The organism is Streptomyces sp. NPDC031479 (genome assembly GCF_055581065.1).
Genome location: NZ_JBVIKC010000001.1, coordinates 500,364 through 518,949 on the forward strand (window position 1 = coordinate 500,364; position 18,586 = coordinate 518,949).

At 71.2% G+C, this 18,586-nt stretch carries 19 protein-coding genes; 12 read left to right on the forward strand and 7 right to left on the reverse strand.

Annotation, left to right across the window (positions count from 1 at the left end; genetic code table 11):
• The first annotated feature begins 258 nt into the window (after nucleotides 1–258).
• The 5 genes from ACZ5D2_RS02415 to ACZ5D2_RS02435 all read left to right on the forward strand — a co-directional run bounded on the left by ACZ5D2_RS02415 (nucleotide 259) and on the right by ACZ5D2_RS02435 (nucleotide 5,021).
• On the forward strand, nucleotides 259–1,137 hold the full coding sequence (locus ACZ5D2_RS02415) for a helix-turn-helix domain-containing protein (RefSeq protein ID WP_371677952.1): 879 nt from the start codon (nucleotides 259–261) through the stop codon (nucleotides 1,135–1,137).
• Between the two features lie 90 nt (nucleotides 1,138–1,227).
• A complete protein-coding gene (locus ACZ5D2_RS02420) occupies nucleotides 1,228–2,685 on the forward strand; it encodes an aldehyde dehydrogenase family protein (RefSeq protein ID WP_371677953.1) in 1,458 nt (485 codons plus the stop codon).
• Nucleotides 2,686–2,792: 107 nt separating this feature from the next.
• Nucleotides 2,793–3,302: a DinB family protein gene (locus tag ACZ5D2_RS02425; protein WP_371677954.1), complete on the forward strand. Its 510-nt coding sequence runs from the start codon at nucleotides 2,793–2,795 to the stop codon at nucleotides 3,300–3,302.
• Nucleotides 3,303–3,385: 83 nt separating this feature from the next.
• The gene (locus ACZ5D2_RS02430) at nucleotides 3,386–4,144 is read left to right on the forward strand and encodes a MerR family transcriptional regulator (protein ID WP_468926644.1); all 759 of its coding nucleotides are present in this window, start codon (nucleotides 3,386–3,388) and stop codon (nucleotides 4,142–4,144) included.
• A gap of 151 nt (nucleotides 4,145–4,295) precedes the next feature.
• Nucleotides 4,296–5,021 carry a DedA family protein gene (locus ACZ5D2_RS02435; RefSeq protein ID WP_371677956.1) on the forward strand — a complete coding sequence of 242 codons (726 nt, stop codon included), beginning with the start codon at nucleotides 4,296–4,298 and terminating at the stop codon, nucleotides 5,019–5,021.
• A gap of 82 nt (nucleotides 5,022–5,103) precedes the next feature.
• Here ACZ5D2_RS02435 and ACZ5D2_RS02440 read toward each other — a convergent pair whose 3' ends face one another.
• Together ACZ5D2_RS02440 and ACZ5D2_RS02445 are read right to left on the reverse strand one after the other, a co-directional pair.
• Nucleotides 5,104–6,741, reverse strand: a complete 1,638-nt coding sequence (locus ACZ5D2_RS02440; protein ID WP_371677957.1) for a threonine/serine exporter family protein — start codon at nucleotides 6,739–6,741, stop codon at nucleotides 5,104–5,106.
• A 225-nt stretch (nucleotides 6,742–6,966) separates the two neighbouring features.
• The gene (locus tag ACZ5D2_RS02445) at nucleotides 6,967–7,461 is read right to left on the reverse strand and encodes an inorganic diphosphatase (RefSeq protein WP_007264878.1); all 495 of its coding nucleotides are present in this window, start codon (nucleotides 7,459–7,461) and stop codon (nucleotides 6,967–6,969) included.
• 183 nt (nucleotides 7,462–7,644) lie between these two features.
• Here ACZ5D2_RS02445 and dacB point away from each other — a divergent pair, with 183 nt between their 5' ends.
• The 7 genes from dacB to ACZ5D2_RS02480 all read left to right on the forward strand — a co-directional run bounded on the left by dacB (nucleotide 7,645) and on the right by ACZ5D2_RS02480 (nucleotide 15,469).
• Nucleotides 7,645–9,066 (forward strand): D-alanyl-D-alanine carboxypeptidase/D-alanyl-D-alanine endopeptidase, encoded by a 1,422-nt coding sequence (gene dacB, locus ACZ5D2_RS02450; protein WP_371677958.1) that lies wholly within the window; start codon nucleotides 7,645–7,647, stop codon nucleotides 9,064–9,066.
• A gap of 39 nt (nucleotides 9,067–9,105) precedes the next feature.
• Entirely contained in the window at nucleotides 9,106–10,251 is a 1,146-nt protein-coding gene (locus tag ACZ5D2_RS02455) for a zinc-dependent metalloprotease (RefSeq protein WP_371677959.1), read from the forward strand.
• Between the two features lie 194 nt (nucleotides 10,252–10,445).
• A complete protein-coding gene (gene tilS / locus ACZ5D2_RS02460; protein ID WP_371677960.1) occupies nucleotides 10,446–11,504 on the forward strand; it encodes a tRNA lysidine(34) synthetase TilS in 1,059 nt (352 codons plus the stop codon).
• Nucleotides 11,505–11,570: 66 nt separating this feature from the next.
• On the forward strand, nucleotides 11,571–12,131 hold the full coding sequence (hpt, locus tag ACZ5D2_RS02465) for a hypoxanthine phosphoribosyltransferase (protein ID WP_030228417.1): 561 nt from the start codon (nucleotides 11,571–11,573) through the stop codon (nucleotides 12,129–12,131).
• A gap of 216 nt (nucleotides 12,132–12,347) precedes the next feature.
• Nucleotides 12,348–14,381, forward strand: a complete 2,034-nt coding sequence (gene ftsH, locus ACZ5D2_RS02470) for an ATP-dependent zinc metalloprotease FtsH (protein ID WP_356218862.1) — start codon at nucleotides 12,348–12,350, stop codon at nucleotides 14,379–14,381.
• Nucleotides 14,382–14,477: 96 nt separating this feature from the next.
• Nucleotides 14,478–15,086 carry a GTP cyclohydrolase I FolE gene (folE, locus tag ACZ5D2_RS02475; RefSeq protein ID WP_007264872.1) on the forward strand — a complete coding sequence of 203 codons (609 nt, stop codon included), beginning with the start codon at nucleotides 14,478–14,480 and terminating at the stop codon, nucleotides 15,084–15,086.
• A 5-nt stretch (nucleotides 15,087–15,091) separates the two neighbouring features.
• Nucleotides 15,092–15,469 carry a hypothetical protein gene (locus ACZ5D2_RS02480; RefSeq protein WP_371677961.1) on the forward strand — a complete coding sequence of 126 codons (378 nt, stop codon included), beginning with the start codon at nucleotides 15,092–15,094 and terminating at the stop codon, nucleotides 15,467–15,469.
• An 8-nt stretch (nucleotides 15,470–15,477) separates the two neighbouring features.
• Here ACZ5D2_RS02480 and ACZ5D2_RS02485 read toward each other — a convergent pair whose 3' ends face one another.
• From ACZ5D2_RS02485 to folP, 5 genes are all read right to left on the reverse strand, one after another.
• A complete protein-coding gene (locus ACZ5D2_RS02485) occupies nucleotides 15,478–15,963 on the reverse strand; it encodes a DUF3180 domain-containing protein (RefSeq protein WP_371677962.1) in 486 nt (161 codons plus the stop codon).
• Nucleotides 15,964–16,021: 58 nt separating this feature from the next.
• A complete protein-coding gene (folK, locus tag ACZ5D2_RS02490; RefSeq protein WP_371677963.1) occupies nucleotides 16,022–16,630 on the reverse strand; it encodes a 2-amino-4-hydroxy-6-hydroxymethyldihydropteridine diphosphokinase in 609 nt (202 codons plus the stop codon).
• Complete coding sequence (gene folB, locus ACZ5D2_RS02495; RefSeq protein ID WP_371677964.1) at nucleotides 16,627–16,986, reverse strand: dihydroneopterin aldolase; 360 nt, start codon at nucleotides 16,984–16,986, stop codon at nucleotides 16,627–16,629. The genes folK and folB overlap by 4 nt, the downstream gene beginning before the upstream one ends.
• Nucleotides 16,987–17,117: 131 nt before the next feature.
• A complete protein-coding gene (locus ACZ5D2_RS02500; RefSeq protein WP_266839888.1) occupies nucleotides 17,118–17,561 on the reverse strand; it encodes a nuclear transport factor 2 family protein in 444 nt (147 codons plus the stop codon).
• A gap of 28 nt (nucleotides 17,562–17,589) precedes the next feature.
• Nucleotides 17,590–18,462, reverse strand: a complete 873-nt coding sequence (folP, locus tag ACZ5D2_RS02505) for a dihydropteroate synthase (RefSeq protein ID WP_371677965.1) — start codon at nucleotides 18,460–18,462, stop codon at nucleotides 17,590–17,592.
• Nucleotides 18,463–18,586: the final 124 nt, after the last annotated feature.

Sequence of the window (18,586 nt, forward strand, 5' to 3'; positions counted from 1 at the left end):
GCGCCGGCGCGAAGAGCACGCAGGTGCGCGGCACCATCGTTCCGAATGGCGAAGCCGGATGCAAGGGCAGATGCACGTGCACGCGCCGGACCTGTCCACTCCCGTGACGGTTCTTGCTCATTTCTTCCTACGCATACTTACGGACTTCTTTTCCGGGACGCCGGATTCCGTTACAGAACGAGTACGGTCCGATGCGTTTTGGTGGCAGACTCTCGCACCGGGGTACGGGGCCCACGACGCACACGCGCAGACATTGCGATGGGGAGGGCAGGACTAGTGACCGCAGAAGCCAGCGGTTCCGTGGTGCGCCGCATCCTCCTGGGCTCACAGCTCAGGCGACTCCGAGAATCCCGCGGCATCACCCGTGAGGCGGCCGGCTACTCGATCCGCGCATCCGAATCGAAGATCAGCCGCTTGGAGTTGGGAAGGGTGAGCTTCAAGGCCAGGGACGTCGAAGACCTCCTGACGCTCTACGGGGTCACGGACGGCGCGGAGCGCGAGTCCCTGCTGGGGCTGGTCCGGGAGGCCAACGCGGCGGGCTGGTGGCACAGTTACGGCGACGTGCTGCCGGGATGGTTCCAGACGTACGTCGGACTGGAGGGCGCGGCCTCCCTCATCCGCATCTACGAGGTGCAGTTCATCCACGGCCTGCTCCAGACGGAGGCGTACGCGCACGCCGTCGTCCAGCGCGGCATGCCCGGCGCGGGCGCCGCCGAGATCGACCGCCGCGTGGCGCTGCGCCTGGAGCGCCAGAAGGTCCTGGTCTCCGAGAACGCGCCGGTCTTCCACGCCGTCCTCGACGAGGCCGCGCTGCGCCGCCCCTACGGCGACCGCGACGTGATGCGCGGGCAGTTGGAACACCTGATCGATATCAGCCAGCGGCCCAACGTGCACCTCCAGGTGATGCCCTTCTCCTTCGGCGGGCACGCGGGCGAGAGCGGAGCCTTCACCCTGCTGCGCTTCCCCGAGTCCGACCTCCAGGACATCGTCTATCTGGAACAGCTCACCAGTGCCCTCTACCTGGACAAAGAAGAGGAAGTGGGGCAGTACTCGCGGGCGATGGAGCGACTCCAGGCCGATTGTCCAGACCCTGACAAGACGCGTGATCTCCTGCGTGGACTGCTCCAACTGTCTTGATCCGCACGTACTATGACGTCTGATCAGTGCATGACTGACCGATCGGTCTCCGGTGCAGCGCACGGGTGCGCGCTCGCAGTAAGGGATGGCATGTCGATATTCACCGACCTGGCTCACCAGTACATCGACGGCGAATGGCTGGCCGGCACCGGTTCGTGGGACATCATCGACGTCAACCCGTACAACGGGGAGAAGCTCGCGGCCATCACGGTGGCCACGGTCGAGCAGGTGGACCGGGCCTACCGCGCGGCCGAGCGGGCCCAGCGCGACTGGGCGGCCACCAGCCCCTACGCGAGACGCACCGTCCTCGAACGCGCCCTGCGCATCACCGAGGAACGCCACAAGGAGATCGTCGAGGCGATGATCGACGAGCTCGGCGGGACCCGTCCCAAGGCCGAGTACGAGGTCCACCTCGCGATGGAGTTCCTGCGCGAGGCGATCCAGCTGGCCGTCCGCCCCGAGGGCCGCATCCTGCCCTCGCCGGTCGCGGGCAAGGAGAACCGGGTCCAGCGCCTCCCGGTCGGGGTCGTCGCCGTGATCAGCCCCTTCAACTTCCCCTTCCTGGTCACCATGAAGTCGGTCGCCCCGGCGCTGGCGCTGGGCAACGCCGTCCTGATCAAGCCGAACCAGAACGCCCCGGTCGCGGGCGGCGGGATCATCGCCAAGATCTTCGAGGACGCGGGGCTGCCCGCCGGACTCCTCAACGTCCTGGTCACCGACATCGCCGAGATAGGCGACGCGATCCTCACCCACCCCGTCCCGAAGGTCATCTCCTTCGCCGGGTCCGACCGCACCGGCCGGCACGTCGGCGCCGTCGCCGCCCGCCACTTCAAGCGGACCGTCCTGGAACTGAGCGGCAACAGTGCCCTCGTCGTCCTCGACGACGCCGACGTCGACTACGCGGTGGACGCGGCCGTCTTCAGCCGCTTCGTCTTCCAGGGCCAGGTCTGCATGGCCGCCAACCGGATCCTCGTCGACGCCTCCGTGGCCGAGGAGTTCACGGAGAAGTTCACCGCCCGGGTCCGCGCCCTGAAGACCGGCGACCCCCGCGAGGCCGACACCCACATCGGCCCGCTGATCAACTCCTTCCAGGCCGACGCCCTGACCGCGCTCGTGGACCGCGCCGTCGAATCGGGCGCCCGGGCGCTCGTCCGCGGGTCTACGCGCGGCAACCTCGTGGAACCGACCGTCCTGGCCGGACTCCCCGAGGACTCCCCCCTGCTGGGCCAGGAGATCTTCGGCCCCGTGGCCCTGCTGGTGGTCTTCGACGGCGAGGAGGAGGCCGTGCGCATGACCAACGCCACCCCCTACGGGCTGAGCGGGGCCGTGCACACGCGGGACGTCGAGCGCGGCGTCCGCTTCGCGCAGCGCATCGAGACCGGAATGATCCACGTCAACGACTCCACCATCGGCGACGAGCCGCTGACCGCCTTCGGCGGCGAGAAGGCCTCGGGCCTGGGCCGCCTCGGCGGCGAGGCCACGGTGGAGGCCTTCACCACCCAGAAGTGGATCTCGGTCCAGCACGGCCGGACGAACTTTCCGTTCTAGGGCCCCAAAGAGGACACGCCCTGACCGCATTGCTCCGTAGCGTGGTTCCCGTCAGCAGGAAAGACAAGCGACGCGGGAAGAACCCCCCACGGAAAAGGCGGTCGGTCATGGCTCACCCCACCGAAGAGATCCCCGGCGACGAGCGCGGCACGCTCCTCCTCTTCGTCGAGAACCAGCGCGAGGCGCTGCGGCAGGCGGCCCGCGGGCTGACGGAGGAGCAGGCCGCGAGCCGTCCCACCGCGAGCGAGCTGTCGTTGTCCGGGCTGGTCAAGCACGCGGCCGAGGTGGAACTGAACTGGCTGCGGATGGCCCAGGGCAAGCCGAACGAGCACGGGCGGGCCCCCCAGGACTGGCACGAGGGCTTCCGGCTGACCGAGGACGAGACCACTGCCTCGGCGCTCGCCTTCTGGGACGGGGTCAAGGAGGAGACGGACGCCTTCGTCGCGTCCGTGCCCAGCCTGGACGACTCGTTCCCGCTCCCGCCGGCGCCCTGGTTCCCCGACGCCGAGGTCTCGATCCGCTGGATGCTGCTGCACCTGGTGCGCGAGTTCGCCCGGCACGCGGGCCACGCGGACATCATCCGGGAGTCCCTGGACGGCACGAAGGCGATGGGCTAGCCGGTCCGTCCGCGAACGGACTTGCACCTCACGCGGCGTGAGGAACCACAGTGGAGGGCGTACCCAACCAGAGGGGCGGAAAGATGGGCTACTCCGTGGGCCAGGTCGCCGGTTTCGCCGGGGTGACGGTGCGCACCCTGCACCACTACGACGAGATCGGTCTGCTCTCCCCGAGCGGGCGCAGCGGGGCGGGGCACCGGCGGTACGACGACGCCGACCTCGACCGGCTGCAGCGGATCCTGTTCTACCGGGAGCTCGGCTTCCCGCTCGAAGAGGTCGCGGTCCTGCTGGACGATCCGGAATCGGACCCGAGGGAGCACCTGCGCCGGCAGCACGCCCTCCTGACCGAACGGATCGCCCGGCTCCAGCAGATGGCCAAGGCCGTTGAGCACGCCATGGAGGCGAAGAAGATGGGCATCAACCTCACGCCCGAGGAGAGGTTCGAGGTCTTCGGGGAGAAGGACCCCGAGCAGTACCGGGAGGAGGCCGAGCAGCGCTGGGGCCACACCGACTCCTACGCCGAGTCGCAGCGCCGGGCCGCCTCGTACACCAAGGCCGACTGGCAGCGGATGCAGGACGAGGTCGCCGACTGGAGCGCCCGGTACGCCGCGCTGATGGAGTCCGGTGAGCCGTCCGAGGGCGGGGCCGCGATGGACATGGCCGAGGAGCACCGCCTGCACATCACGCGGTGGTTCTACGACTGCCCGTACGAGATGCACACCTGCCTCGGCGACATGTACGTCTCGGACGAGCGCTTCAAGGCCTTCTACGACGGGATGCGGCCGGGCCTCGCGGAGCACCTGAGGGACGCGATCACGGCCAACGCCGTGCGCAGGGTGTAACCGCTCCGTCGCCGTGCGGTGGCCGCGATCTCGCTCACACGACCCCCTCCGGGCCTGGAACCCGGCGGGGGTCGTGTGCGTTGATAATTGAGACCAGCTTCTTGTCGCCCCCCACCGCCGACACCCCCTGATCCAGGAGAGCCCGGAACTCGTGTACACGCTTGCGCTCGGCCCTGAGTGGCTGTCCCCGGAGTACCTGATCGGGCATTTCGGCCTGATCGGCATCCTGGTCATCGTTTTCGCGGAGTCCGGCCTCTTCGCGTTCCTGCCCGGCGACTCCCTGCTCTTCACGGCGGGCCTGTTCGTCGCGAGCGGTGACATCAGCCAGCCGCTGTGGGTGGTCTGCACGCTGATCGTGGCCGCCGCGGTCATCGGCGACCAGGTGGGCTACCTGATCGGAAAGTTCTTCGGCCCGAAGCTCTTCAACCGGCCGAACAGCAAGGTCTTCAAGCGCGAGAACCTCGACGCCGCGCACGAGTTCATGGAGAAGCACGGTCCCAAGGCGATCGTGCTGGCCCGTTTCGTGCCGATCATCCGCACCTTCGCCCCGATGGTCGCGGGCGCCGGCGCGATGAAGTACCGGACCTTCCTGACCTTCAACGTCATCGGCGGCATCGCCTGGGGCGCGGGCGTCACCTGCCTCGGCTACCAGCTCGGCCAGTTCGAGGTCATCAAGAACAACGTCGAGCCGATCTTCATCGGCATCGTGCTGATCTCCGTCATCCCGGTGGTCTTCGAGGTGATGAAGTCCCGCAAGGAGAAGGCGAAGGCCGCCGCGCAGGCCCCCGCGGCCCCGTACGGCGCTCCCGCGGCTCCGTACGGCGCCCCGGAGGAGCCGCAGGCCCCCGGTCAGCGCGGGCGGCACGCCAAGCGCTAGACGGCCCGCCACGGCCCCTCGTACGCCCCGGAGACCAGGTGTCCCCGGGGCGTTCGCGTACCCGGGGACGTTTCCCGCGGGCTCAGAAGCCGCGGGTGCGCTTGGCCGCCCGGCGTTTGGCGGCGCTCTGCGCGCCCGGGATCCGCATGAAGAGCCGGGAGACCTCCGACCCCAGGTTCACCCCGATCGCGATGGCGAGGGCGATGGCGGCGGCGTTGGTGAGCGAGGCCAGCCCCGCGTCCAGCCGGTTCTCGGCGATCGACAGCAGCCCGTAGTACGTCGCCGAGCCCGGCAGCAGCGGTCCGATGGCCGCCGTGACGTAGGGCAGGGCGGAGGCGAAGCGGTAGCGGGAGAAGAGCTGGCCGAACAGCCCCACCAGCCCGGCCGCGATGGCCGTGGACGGTACGGGGGGCAGCTCGGCGGCCCGCAGCGCGCCGAAGGTGACCCAGGCGACCCCGCCGTTGAGGGTCACGATCCACACCGTCGAGCGCTCCTGCTGGAGCAGGATCGCGAAGGTGAACACCAGGACCATCGAGGCCAGGATCTGGAGCACCGGCCGGCTGGGGATCTGCAGGATCTCGTCCGGGTTCGGCTGGGCGCCGAACTGGAGGCCCACGTAGAGCACCACGAGCACGCCGACGATGATCCCGATGAAGAGGTACATGACCTCCAGCAGGCGGGCCGAGGCCGTGATGTAGAAGCCGGTCAGGCCGTCCTGCACGCCCGCGACCAGGGCGCGTCCGGGCAGCAGGGCGAAGAGCCCGCCGGTGATCACGGCGGAGGCGCGGACGTCGATCTCGGCGATCTTCAGGGCCACGCCGATGGCCGCGGGGGGCATCGCCGCCACCACGAACTGGTAGAACTCCGGCAGCCCGCGCCCGGCGCAGTACCAGGCGAGCCGGTCGCCGAGGACGGCGCCGAGGGCCGCGCAGAAGAACACCGTGACCCCGCCGCCGACCAGGACGGACGCGGCTCCCGCCAGCAGTCCGGCGGCGGCCGTGAGGACCCAGGTGGGGTACGGGTGGCGGTTGCGGCGGATCTCGGCGAGGCGGCGGTAGGCCTCCTCCAGGGAGACCTCCACCTCGTGCGCGCTGATGTCGTCCACCAGCCGGAAGACGGCGGCCAGCCGGGTGTAGTCCGTGCCGCGCCGGCGGACGGTGCGGTTCGCCGAGACCGGGTTGCCCACCAGGGAGGGGTGATAGGTGATCGACAGCATGGTGAAGGTGACGGTGGGCTCGCAGCGGTCCAGCCCGTAGGAGCGGGCCACGGCCAGCATCGCGGCCTCCACGTCCTCGGCGCCCTCGCCGCCCGCGAGCAGCAGCTCGCCGATGCGCAGGGTGAGGTCGAGCACGCGGCCCACGGCCGGGCCCGACTCGGGCTGCTTCTGGGCCGGCTCGGGCACCGGGCGCACGTCCACCGGCATGCGCAGCATCAGGCGCATGCGGTCCTGCCAGGGGGACTCCTTCATCCGGGAGACCGGGAAGCCCGGACCGGGGGTGTAGGCCGGCGGGGAGTGCTGGGCGCTGTAGGTGGCCGGGGCGGCGAAGGCGGAGCCCTCCGGCTCGGGGGGCGGCGCCGCCATGCCGTCGGGGACGGCGAACTCGGAGGTGGGCTGGTCCTCGACCGGGACCTCCGGCTCCATTCCGGGCGGGGGAGTGAAGGCGCTGTGCGCCTCGTCGGACACGGGTTTCCCGTCCGCGGTCCCTTCGGCCTCCGCCACGCGTCCTCCAGCGCCCGTGATCACCTGCGGGTACCAGTATGCGGAATCGTTTCCTCCCTCGGCACGCGCAGTCCCGCCCGCGCCCGCGTCGGGGGCGGAGTCCGAGGGGCGCCGCCGCGCCGGACCGGGACGCGACGACGGGCGGTACCCCCGCTGGGGGTACCGCCCGTCGTCATGTCGCGGGACCGGGGACTCAGCCCGCCGGTCCGGTCACCGAGCCGTGGCTCAGTGGTGGCCGCCCTGCGCCTCCAGGCGCTTGAACGAGGCCTCGATCTCGGCCTCGGCCTCGGCGCGGCCGACCCAGTTGGCGCCCTCGACGGACTTGCCCGGCTCCAGGTCCTTGTAGACCTCGAAGAAGTGCTGGATCTCCAGGCGGTCGAACTCGGAGACGTGGTGGATGTCGCGCAGGTGCTCGACACGCGGGTCGGAGGCCGGCACGCACAGCAGCTTGGCGTCGCCGCCCGCCTCGTCCGTCATGTTGAACATGCCGATCGCGCGGCACTTGATCAGGCAGCCCGGGAACGTCGGCTCGTCAAGGATGACCAGCGCGTCCAGCGGGTCGCCGTCCTCGCCGAGGGTGTTCTCGACGAAGCCGTAGTCCGCCGGGTAGCTGGTCGAGGTGAAGAGGCGACGGTCCAGACGGATCCGGCCGGTCTCGTGGTCCACCTCGTACTTGTTCCGCGAACCCTTGGGGATCTCGATGGTGACGTCGAACTCCACGTCCTGCTCCTCCATGATCAGCTCTGGCCCTGTGCCGGAGCTTGACTGCTTCGGGACTGCGATTGATCCAAATGCGTGCGCGTCCGGCCCAGCCCTGCCGGGTGGGGTGCCATGCTCGCGGCAAGACGCAGTGGTTAAGTGTCCCTCACGCATATGTGTGATCGCGAAAGGGGCTGGTCCGAGGTGCCATTGGTCAAGACGTGGCAGCTCACCGCGGGGTCGGCCGTGGCGGGCCTCGCCCTCGCGGCGGCGGCGGTGGCCACCACCGGTCCCTGGGACTCCGGCCAGCGTAAGGCCGAGCGGGACAGGGCCGCCTCCTGGATCCACCTGGGTGGCACAGATCACGCGGCCGGAGGCCTGCCGCAGGCCGCGCCGAGCGCGCCCGGGGTGCTCGCGGGCATCGGACCGCGCCCCGCGAACGCCGTGGGCGCGGCGCCCGACGCGCTCGCCGGGGTGCTCACGCCCCTGCTCGCCGACCCCGCCCTCGGGACCGTCCGGGGCGCCAGCGTCGTCGACACGGCCACCGGACGGGTGCTCTTCGAGTCCGGCTCCGGCGAGGCCATGACGCCCGCCTCCACCGTCAAGATCGCCACCGCGAGCGCGGCGCTGGCCGCCCTCGGCCCCGAACACCGGATCCGGACCACCGTGACGCCCGGAGCGGGCCCCGGCCAGATCGTCCTGGTCGGCGGCGGCGACCCCTCCCTCACCGCCAAGAAGAAGAGCCCCGCCGGATCCGGCGGCAGCCTCGTCGCCCTCGCCGCCGACACCGCCCAGGCCCTCAAGGCCGCCGGCACCGCCACCGTCACCCTCTCCTACGACGACTCGCTCTACAGCGGCCCCGTCGGCCACCCGATCGGCCGCAACGACAACATCGCCCCCGTCACCGCCCTGACGGCCGACGAGGGCCGGCCCGACGACTCCACCTCCGGACCCGTCACCCGCTCCGAGGACCCCTCCAAGGACACCGCCCGCGCCTTCGCCGCCCTGCTGCGCGACCGCGGCATCACGGTGAACGGCGACCCCGCCCGCGGCAAGCCCCCCACCGGGGCCCAGCCGATGGCCACCACCCTGTCCACCCCGCTGGCCGGACTCGTCGAGCGGATGCTGACCAACAGCGACAACGACATCGCCGAGGCCCTCGCCCGCCAGACCGCCCTCGCCACCGGCCAGGACCCCGGCTTCGAGGGCGCCGAGAAGGCCGTCTCCGACAAGCTCGCCTCCCTCGGCGTCGACGTCACGGGCTCCCGCTTCGCCGACGGCAGCGGCCTGAACCGGGCCGACAAGGTCACCACCCGCCTCCTGACGGGCCTCCTCGCCGCCGCCGCCGACCCCCGCCACCCCGAGCTGCGGCCGGTCCTCACCGGGCTGCCCGTCGCCGGCTTCACCGGCACCCTGCGCGCCCGCAACGCCGGCACCTCCCCGGCCGCCGGCCTGCTCCGCGCCAAGACCGGCACCCTCACCGGGGTCAACTCCCTCGCCGGGACCGTCGTCGACCCCTCCGGGCGGCTGCTCGCCTTCGCCTTCCTGACGGCGGGCGCCGCGGACGGCTCCGCCGCCGAGAAGGGCCTGGACAAGCTCGCGGCCGCCGTCGCCACCACCTCGTAGGGGGATCCCTACGGGCGCCGGTCCACGTACGGTTGACGCATGACGAGCATCGGTGGTGCCGAGATGGTCGACTGGAACCTCGCGGTGGCGACCGCGACCCGGCTCGTGCGGCCGGGTCCCGACGTCAGCCGCGACGAGGCGCGGGCCGTGGTGGCGGAACTCCGCCGGCACGCCCGGACCTCCGAGGAGCACGTGCGCGCGTTCACCCGGATGATGCCCGAAGGCGTCACCTTCCCCGACACCCCCGTCCTCGTCGTCGACCGGGCCGGCTGGGTCAAGGCCAACGTCGCCGGCTTCCGCGAACTGCTGGGCCCGCTGCTCGGCAAGATGCAGGACCGCCGCGCCGGCGCCCCCGGCGGCGCCGTCCTCGGCGCGGTCGGCGGCAAGGTCACCGGCGTCGAGCTGGGGGTGCTGCTGAGCTTCCTGGCCTCCCGCGTGCTCGGCCAGTACGAGACCTTCGCCCCCGGCGCGCCCGAACTGCCCGGCGCCGGCCCCACGGGCGGCCGGCTGCTCCTGGTGGCGCCCAACATCGTGCACGTGGAGCGCGAGCTGGAGGTGGCCCCGCACGACTTCCGGCTCTGGGTCTGCCTGCACGAGGAGACGCACCGTACCCAGTTCACCGCCGTGCCGTGGCTGCGCGCCCACCTGGAGGGCGAAATCCAGACGTTCCTCGGTGCCACCGAGATGGACCCGTCCACCATCCTGGAACGGCTCCGCGAGGCCGCCCAGTCCTTCTCCGGCGCCCGTCCCGAGGGGGAGGGCGGGGACGAGGGCCGCTCGCTCGTCGAGCTCGTCCAGACCCCCGAGCAGCGCGAGGTCCTCCGCCGCCTCACCGCCGTGATGTCCCTGCTGGAGGGACACGCCGACTTCGTGATGGACGGGGTCGGCCCCGACGTCGTCCCCTCCGTCGCCGAGATCCGGGAGAAGTTCCAGCAGCGCCGCGCCGCCGGCGCGGGCCGCCTCGACGCCGCCCTGCGCAAGCTGCTGGGCCTCGACGCCAAGCTCCGCCAGTACCGCGACGGCGAGCGCTTCGTACGCGCCGTCGTCGGCCAGGTCGGCATGGACGGCTTCAACCGCGTCTGGACCTCACCGAACACCCTGCCCACCAAGGCGGAGATCGCCCGGCCCGCGGACTGGGTGGCGCGCGTCCACGGCAGGGGGAGTGCGGGGAGCGAAGAAAGGTGACGCGGGGGGCGTAAACATGTCTCACTGGGGGAAGCAGCGTCACCCTTCCGAGGGACCGTGGGCCGTGGAAGGGCGTGCGATGCTCGGGGAACGGCTCGGTTCTGTCACCATCAACGCACTCTGAGTGACGAACGGCTCCCCCCGCGCGACACCCTCACCCTCCGAGCATCCGAACTCCACGAAGGGCACCGGACATGGGTCCCCATCCTGCGGTCGCGGCGATACGCCTGGCGGTCCGCCGCGTACTCCACGACGTCCTCACCGACCTCACCGACCTCACCCGCCTCCCCGGCACCCCGGCCGGCGGGAGCCCCCGCCCCGCCGCCGGCACCCCGCCACTGGTCCTCGTCGCCTGCTCCGGCGGCGCCGACTCCATGGCGCTCGCCTCCGCCCTCGCCTTCGAGGCACCCAAGCTCGGCATCCGGGCCGGCGGCATCACCGTCGACCACGGCCTCCAGGCCGGCTCCGACCTGCGCGCCGCGGAGGTCGTCACCCGCATGACCGCGCTCCGCCTCGACCCGGTGGAGTCCGTCGCCGTGCGCGTCGGCCGCGACGGCGGACCCGAGGCCGCGGCCCGCGACGCCCGCTACGCCGCCCTCGACGAAGCCGCCGACCGGCTGGGCGCCGCCGCCGTGCTGCTCGGCCACACGCGGGACGACCAGGCGGAAACCGTCCTGCTGGGCCTCGCCCGCGGCTCCGGCATCCGCTCGCTCTCCGGCATGGCCGAAGTGTCCGGAGGCCCCGGCCGCGCCCACCGCTACCGCCGCCCCTTCCTGCAGATCGACCGGCAGACCGCCCGCAAGGCGTGCATGGTCCAGTCCCTCCCCGTCTGGGACGACCCGCACAACATCGACCCCGCCTACACCCGCTCCCGGCTGCGCCACGAGGGCCTGCCCGCCCTGGAGAAGGCGCTCGGCAAGGGGGTCGTCGAAGCGCTCGCGCGCACCGCCCAGCTCTCCCGGGACGACGCCGACGCCCTCGACGCCTGGGCCGCCGACGCGGAGGCCGGAGTGCGCGACGAGGACGGGCGCCTGGAGTGCGCCAAGCTGTACGCCCTGCCCCCGGCCGTCCGCCGCCGGGTGCTGCGCAGGGCCGTGGTCGCGGCCGGATCCCCCGCGGGTTCCCTCTTCGCCCGCCACATCGAGGAAGTCGACCGCCTCATCACCGGATGGCGGGGCCAGGGCGCCATCAATCTGCCCGGCCGCGTCGAGGCCCAGCGGCAGGGTGGCAGACTTGTCATCCGGCAGGGCTGATTGGTGCTGAAACACGGCTGAGTCCTCCGGGGGCACTCCCCGGAGCCCCGGCCGACAACGAAAGTGATGCGGGTGGACGAGAAGGACATGGGCAGCGACCTCCAGTCGGTGCTCATCACCAAGGAAGAGATCGACGCGAAGCTGGCCGAGCTGGCCGCGAAGATCGACGCGGAGTACGCGGGCAAGGACCTGCTCATCGTCGGTGTGCTCAAGGGCGCCGTGATGGTGATGGCGGACCTGGCGCGCGCCTTGTCCACCCCGCTCACCATGGACTGGATGGCGGTGTCCTCCTACGGCGCCGGGACCCAGTCCTCGGGCGTCGTCCGGATCCTCAAGGACCTGGACACCGACATCAAGGACAAGCACGTCCTGATCGTCGAGGACATCATCGACTCGGGCCTGACCCTGTCCTGGCTGCTGTCGAACCTGGGCTCCCGCCAGCCGGCCTCCCTGGAGGTCGTCACGCTGCTGCGCAAGCCCGAGGCCGCGAAGGTCGCGATCGACGTGAAGTGGGTCGGCTTCGACATCCCGAACGAGTTCGTCGTGGGCTACGGCCTCGACTACGCGGAGAAGTACCGCAACCTGCCGTTCGTCGGCACGCTCGCCCCGCACGTCTACGGCGGCTGAACCCCCCGGCCGGCGGTAACGTCGGCCGTCCCCGCCGCTTGAGCCCCCGGGGGAACCTGGGGGCGGTTCCCTGCGTTGAGCGAGGGAGAGCGGGTCTGTCAGCCGTCCCACGAGGCCGCGGGTGACAATACAGGGGTACATTCCGAAGAACAGTCTTTACTCACAGCTGCATTTACCTACGGGCAGGAGGGACGGGGTGCCTGGCGCCCCGTATGGATGGACGTGAAGCGATACTTCCGTGGGCCGGTCATGTGGATCGTGCTGGCCGTCCTCGCCGTGGTCGTGTTGATGAACGTCGTCGGCTCCGGCGGCGGCTACAAGTCGGTGGAGACCAGCGAGGTCATCAAGGCGATCAACAGTGGCCAGGTGGAAAGCGCCAAGCTGACCACCGGTGACAGCCAGATGATCAAGATCGAGCTGAAAAAGGGCCAGAAGCTCGGCAACAACGACGGCACCAAGTTCCAGGCCAACTACATCGGGGATCAGGGCGTTCAGCTCGCCCAGAACCTCCAGACCAAGTACGAAGCCGGTCAGATCCCTGACGGATACTCCGTCACCCCGGACAAGACCAGCCCGTTCCTGAGCGTGCTGCTCTCGCTCCTGCCCTTCGTCCTCATCGTCGTCGTCTTCCTGTTCCTGATGAACCAGATGCAGGGCGGCGGCTCCCGGGTCATGAACTTCGGGAAGTCCAAGGCCAAGCTCATCACCAAGGACACCCCGAAGACGACGTTCGCGGACGTCGCGGGCTCGGACGAGGCCGTCGAGGAACTCCACGAGATCAAGGAGTTCCTCCAGGAGCCGGCGAAGTTCCAGGCGGTCGGCGCCAAGATCCCCAAGGGCGTGCTGCTCTACGGCCCGCCCGGCACCGGCAAGACCCTGCTCGCGCGTGCCGTCGCGGGCGAGGCGGGCGTCCCGTTCTACTCGATCTCCGGTTCCGACTTCGTCGAGATGTTCGTCGGTGTCGGTGCCTCGCGTGTCCGTGACCTGTTCGAACAGGCCAAGGCCAACGCGCCGGCGATCGTCTTCGTCGACGAGATCGACGCCGTCGGCCGGCACCGCGGTGCGGGTCTCGGCGGCGGTCACGACGAGCGCGAGCAGACCCTCAACCAGCTGCTCGTCGAGATGGACGGCTTCGACGTGAAGGGCGGCGTCATCCTGATCGCCGCCACGAACCGGCCCGACATCCTCGACCCGGCGCTGCTGCGCCCGGGCCGCTTCGACCGGCAGATCGCGGTCGACCGGCCCGACATGCAGGGCCGTCTGGAGATCCTCAAGGTCCACCAGAAGGGCAAGCCGGTCGCTCCGGACGTCGACCTCTCGGCCGTCGCCCGCCGCACCCCCGGCTTCACCGGTGCCGATCTCTCCAACGTCCTGAACGAGGCGGCCCTGCTGACCGCCCGCTCGGACATGAAGCTGATCGACAACCACATGCTGGACGAGGCGATCGACCGCGTCGTGGCGGGCCCGCAGAAGCGGACCCGGATCATGTCGGACAAGGAAAAGAAGATCACCGCGTACCACGAGGGCGGACACGCCCTGGTCGCGGCGGCCTCCCCGAACTCCGACCCGGTCCACAAGATCACGATCCTGTCCCGCGGCCGGGCCCTGGGTTACACCATGGTCCTGCCCGACGAGGACAAGTACTCGACCACGCGCAACGAGATGCTCGACCAGCTGGCGTACATGCTGGGCGGGCGCGCGGCCGAGGAGCTGGTCTTCCACGACCCGACCACGGGCGCGGCGAACGACATCGAGAAGGCCACCGCCACGGCGCGGGCCATGGTCACGCAGTACGGCATGACCGAGCGTCTCGGTGCGATCAAGTTCGGCGGCGACAACACCGAGCCGTTCCTGGGCCGCGAGATGTCGCACCCGCGGGACTACTCGGAAGAGGTCGCGGCGCTGGTCGACGAAGAGGTCAAGAAGCTCATCGAGACCGCGCACAACGAGGCCTGGGAGATCCTGGTCGAGAACCGGGACGTCCTGGACAACCTGGTCCTCGCGCTGCTGGAGAAGGAGACGCTGAACAAGGAGCAGATCGCCGAGATCTTCTCCACGATCGTGAAGCGTCCGGCCCGTCCCGCGTGGACCGGCTCCTCCCGCCGCACTCCTTCCACCCGTCCGCCGGTGCTCTCTCCCAAGGAGCTCCAGCTGACGAACTCCGCCAACGGCACCTCGGCGTCCGCCGCGTCGCCGGTGTCGACGGAGAAGGGCATCGAGGTGGCCCCGGAGGACCGCCCCGAAGCCTGACCCACCCGGAATGGAAGCCGCGCCCCCCAGGTTCTAGCCTGGGGGGCGCGGCACATTTGTACGACCCCCGCGTGTGCGGACAGGAACGAGGATGAGATGACCGACCCAGTGACCCTGACCGGTGGCGAGGGCACGATCGGCGAGTTCGACGAGAAGCGCGCCGAGGCGGCCGTCCGAGAGCTCCTGATAGCGGTCGGCGAGGACCCGGACCGCGAGGGCCTCCTGGAGACCCCGGCGCGGGTTGCGCGGGCGTACAAGGAGATATTCGCCGGCCTGTACCAGAAGCCCGAAGAGGTCCTGACGACGACGTTCGACCTCGGTCACGACGAGATGGTCCTGGTGAAGGACATCGAGGTCATGAGCTCGTGCGAACACCATCTGGTCCCGTTCCACGGAGTGGCGCACGTGGGGTACATCCCGTCCACGGACGGCAAGATCACCGGCCTGTCCAAGCTGGCCCGCCTGGTCGACGTCTTCGCCCGCCGCCCCCAGGTCCAGGAGCGGCTGACCACGCAGATCGCCGATTCCCTGATGGAGATCCTCGACCCGCGCGGCTGCATCGTGGTCATCGAGTGCGAGCACATGTGCATGACCATGCGCGGTGTCCGCAAGCCCGGCGCCAAGACCATCACCTCGGCCGTCCGCGGCCAGCTCCGCGACCCCGCGACCCGCAACGAGGCCATGAGCCTCATCATGGCGCGCTGAGTCCCGTGCCGACCGGGCCCGCCCGGCACGGCTGGGAGCCGCTGGACGAGGACGTACGGCGCTGTCTGGAACTCCTGCTTCCGGCGGACGGCACCCTTCTGGGCGGGTACCGGGCGCAGGTGCCGTACGCCCGGATGCACCGGGGGGAGTGCGCCTGCCCCTGTGTGTACCTGTCCGTGGACGCGGAGCGGGCGGCGCCCGCTCCGCGTCCGGCGGACGGCGGGCCCGTGGCGTCGGGCTCCCTGACGGACGCGGAGGGGTCCTACCTCGGCGAAGCGATGCTCTTCGCGTACGACGGATTCCTCGCCGACCTGCAGTTCTGCGTGTGGGAGGACCTGGGCGTGCTGGAGCCGCCGCTCCGGGAGCGGCTGACGCCGTACTGAGCGGCCGTTCAGGCGGTGGCGGGGGCCTTGCCCGGGTCGTCATCCTCCGGGAGCTTCAGGACGTGTTCCAGGAAGAGGGCGGCCGCGATCACGGCCGCGCCCGCCAGGACGCAGCCACCCGCGTACCAGGCCTGGCCGCGGCGGGCGGGCACGTCGAGGGAGTCGGTCAGCAGGAAGACGCCGACCCCGCCGTACATGCCGGCCACGAGAGCCGCGACCAGGGCGCTGGCCTGGCCGAAGACCACCGCACGGGCCGCCATCAGCGGCTCCACGCCCTTGGCCCCCGGCCGCCGCTCGCGCTGCGCCTTGAGCCGGGCCCGCATCGACAGGGCCGTCGCGAACAGGACGACGGCGATCACCGCCAGCACGATCGGCGCGGCCAGCGGGACGCCCGGCAGGGTCCCGTAGGCGTTCCACAGCCGTGCGCCCGCCCAGGACAGCACCCCGGCGATCACGAAGATCCCCGCCAGGACCGCCGGCCTCAGTTGCTTCACTTGCCCGTTCCCCACTCTCGGCGACTGGCCCCCATGGCCCTGAACAGGCTACTAACGACTACTCCGGGAGGCGGAGTTCCAGGTCGGGGCGCGGCGTGAGGCCGGTCCGGCCGATTTCGGCCAGTAGGGCGGCCACGGGGCCGTGGCCGGGGAGCTGGGCCTCGGGGTCGATGTCGTGCCAGGGGGCCAGCACGAAGGCGCGCTGGTGGGCGCGGGGGTGCGGCAGCGTGAGGACGGGGTCGTCGGAGACCACGTCGGCGTAGGCCACGATGTCCACGTCGATCGTGCGGGGCCCCCAGCGCTCCTCGCGGACGCGGTCGTAGGCCTCCTCGATGGCGTGGGCCCGCTCCAGGAGCGAGGAGGGCGGCAGGGTGGTCTTCACCGCGATGACGGCGTTGAGGTACGAGGGCTGCGAGCCGGGCTCGACGCCCCACGGCTCGGTCTCGTAGACCGGGGAGACCGCCTTGACCCGCAGGCCCGGGGTGTCGCCGAGGGCGTCGACGGCGCCCTGGAGGGTGTCCAGGCGGTTGCCGAGGTTCGAGCCGAGCGCGACGACCGCCCATTTGGGGTTGGACAGGGTCGTGTCCGCCGCGTCGACCGCCTCGACGACGGAGGCGGGTACCGGCTGGACGGTGGGGTCGCTCTGGGCGTTCAGTCCGTTGTTCATGCGCGGCTCCGGGTGATCGTGATGGTCACGTCGTCGAAGGGGACGGTGATGGGTGCGTCCGGCTTGTGGACGACGACCTCCACCTGTGCCACCGCTTCGTGCTTCAGGCACTGCTGGGCGATCCGCTCGGCCAGGGTCTCGATCAGGTCGACCGGCTCTCCCTGGACCACGTCGACGACCTCCTCGGCCACGACCCCGTAGTGGACGGTCTTGGCCAGGTCGTCGTCGGCCGCCGCGGGGCGGGAGTCGATGTGCAGCACGAGGTCGACGATGAAGGTCTGGCCCTCTTCGCGCTCCCGGGGGAAGACGCCGTGGTGCCCGCGAGCCTTGAGGCCGCGCAGTGCGACACGATCCACGCGAATCACTCCTGCTTTCGTAGGTGCTTCCGGTCCCGGGGCTCCCCGGGGCCATGGGCCTACGCCGAGTGCGGTCGGCGTCGTCCGCCTTCGAATTTACCTGCGACGAACCTCCGCCCCCGCCGTTGGGGTCAGTCGGTGCCCTCTTCCTCCTCGTCATCGGAGTCCGTGAGGACCGGAGAACCGTGGTGGGACCAGAGCCGCCAGCCCTCCGGTGTGCGTCGGAACACATTCGTGGCGACGACCAGCTGACCCACCAGCGGACCCAGTTCCCCGGCCTCCCCGGACGGGCCGCCGCTGAGGATGTTCTCGGTGCACGTGACCAGGGCGGTGTCGCCTATGAGGGCCACCTTGGTGTCGGTGAGGAAGAACTGGATGTACTCCGTGTGGGACATGATCAGCGCGTACGAGCGCAGCACCTCGCCCCGCCCGGAGAGCACCGGCCATCCCGGGTGCACGCAGGAGATCTCGTCTTCGAGCCAGAGCGCCGACAGGGCGTCGAAGTCCCCCCGCTCCATGGCCTCGTAGAAGGTCGCGTTGACCTCTTCGACGGCTTCGATGTCGGTACGGCTCACCGTGCCCCTTCCCAGTTCCTCCGGTGGGTCACAGTGCCCCTTCCACGGCGCGGGCCACCCGAACCGCGTCGGCGGTCGCCCGTACCTCGTGCACCCGGACGGCCCAGGCGCCCTGGTGGGCGGCGATGGCCGAGACGGCGGCGGTGGCGGCGTCCCGCTCGCGGGCGGGCGGCGGGGCGGCGTCCGCGGCACCCGCCAGGACCCGGCCGAGGAAACGCTTCCGCGAGGCGGCGACCAGCAGCGGGAAGCCGAGCTCGCGCAGTTCGCGGAGGTGGGCGACCAGGGCCAGGTCGTGCTCGGCGTTCTTCGCGAAGCCGAGGCCGGGGTCGACGACCAGCCGCTCGGGGGCGATGCCGCCGGCGACGACGGCGTCGATGCGGGTCCGGAGCTCGGCGCTGACCTCGCCGAGGACGTCCTCGTAGACGGCGAGGCTGTTCATGCCGTCGCTGAACCCGCGCCAGTGCATGACGACGAACGGCACCTCGGCGGCGGCCACCGCCGGGATCATGCCGGGGTCGGCGAGGCCGCCGCTGACGTCGTTGACGAGGGCGGCGCCGGCCGCGACGGCCTGGGCGGCGACGGCCGCGCGCATGGTGTCGACGGAGACGGTCACGCCCTCGGAGGCCAGTCCGCGGACGACGGGGACGACGCGGCGGAGTTCCTCGTCGGCGTCGACGCGGGAGGCGCCGGGGCGGGTGGACTCGCCGCCGACGTCGACGAGGTCGGCGCCCTGGGCGACGAGGTCGAGGCCGCGCTTGACGGCGGCGGTGGTGTCGAACCAGCGGCCGCCGTCGGAGAAGGAGTCGGGGGTGACGTTGACGACGCCCATGACCCCGCAGCGGTCCCAGTCGGGCAGCCCTGTCACCAGGCCCCTGGAGGCGGGCCCGCGGTTGGTGTTCATGGTCCCAGGGTAGGGCCCCGGCCCTTGCCCTGGCCGGGCGGTGCGGTGGGGGTGGGCCTGCGCGACCTGCCCCCGCCCCGCCCTCCCACCGCTCCCCGGGGCTGCGCCCCCGGACCCCTTCCGG

Coding starts and splice junctions, on each gene's coding strand:
- ACZ5D2_RS02415 (WP_371677952.1), top strand. CDS start 259: ATGGGGAGGGCAGGACTAGTGACCGCAGAAGCCAGCGGTTCCGTGGTG.
- ACZ5D2_RS02420 (WP_371677953.1), top strand. CDS start 1,228: ATGTCGATATTCACCGACCTGGCTCACCAGTACATCGACGGCGAATGG.
- ACZ5D2_RS02425 (WP_371677954.1), top strand. CDS start 2,793: ATGGCTCACCCCACCGAAGAGATCCCCGGCGACGAGCGCGGCACGCTC.
- ACZ5D2_RS02430 (WP_468926644.1), top strand. CDS start 3,386: ATGGGCTACTCCGTGGGCCAGGTCGCCGGTTTCGCCGGGGTGACGGTG.
- ACZ5D2_RS02455 (WP_371677959.1), top strand. CDS start 9,106: ATGACGAGCATCGGTGGTGCCGAGATGGTCGACTGGAACCTCGCGGTG.
- tilS (WP_371677960.1), top strand. CDS start 10,446: ATGGGTCCCCATCCTGCGGTCGCGGCGATACGCCTGGCGGTCCGCCGC.
- hpt (WP_030228417.1), top strand. CDS start 11,571: ATGCGGGTGGACGAGAAGGACATGGGCAGCGACCTCCAGTCGGTGCTC.
- ftsH (WP_356218862.1), top strand. CDS start 12,348: ATGGACGTGAAGCGATACTTCCGTGGGCCGGTCATGTGGATCGTGCTG.
- folE (WP_007264872.1), top strand. CDS start 14,478: ATGACCGACCCAGTGACCCTGACCGGTGGCGAGGGCACGATCGGCGAG.
- folK (WP_371677963.1), bottom strand. CDS start 16,630: ATGAACAACGGACTGAACGCCCAGAGCGACCCCACCGTCCAGCCGGTA.
- folP (WP_371677965.1), bottom strand. CDS start 18,462: ATGAACACCAACCGCGGGCCCGCCTCCAGGGGCCTGGTGACAGGGCTG.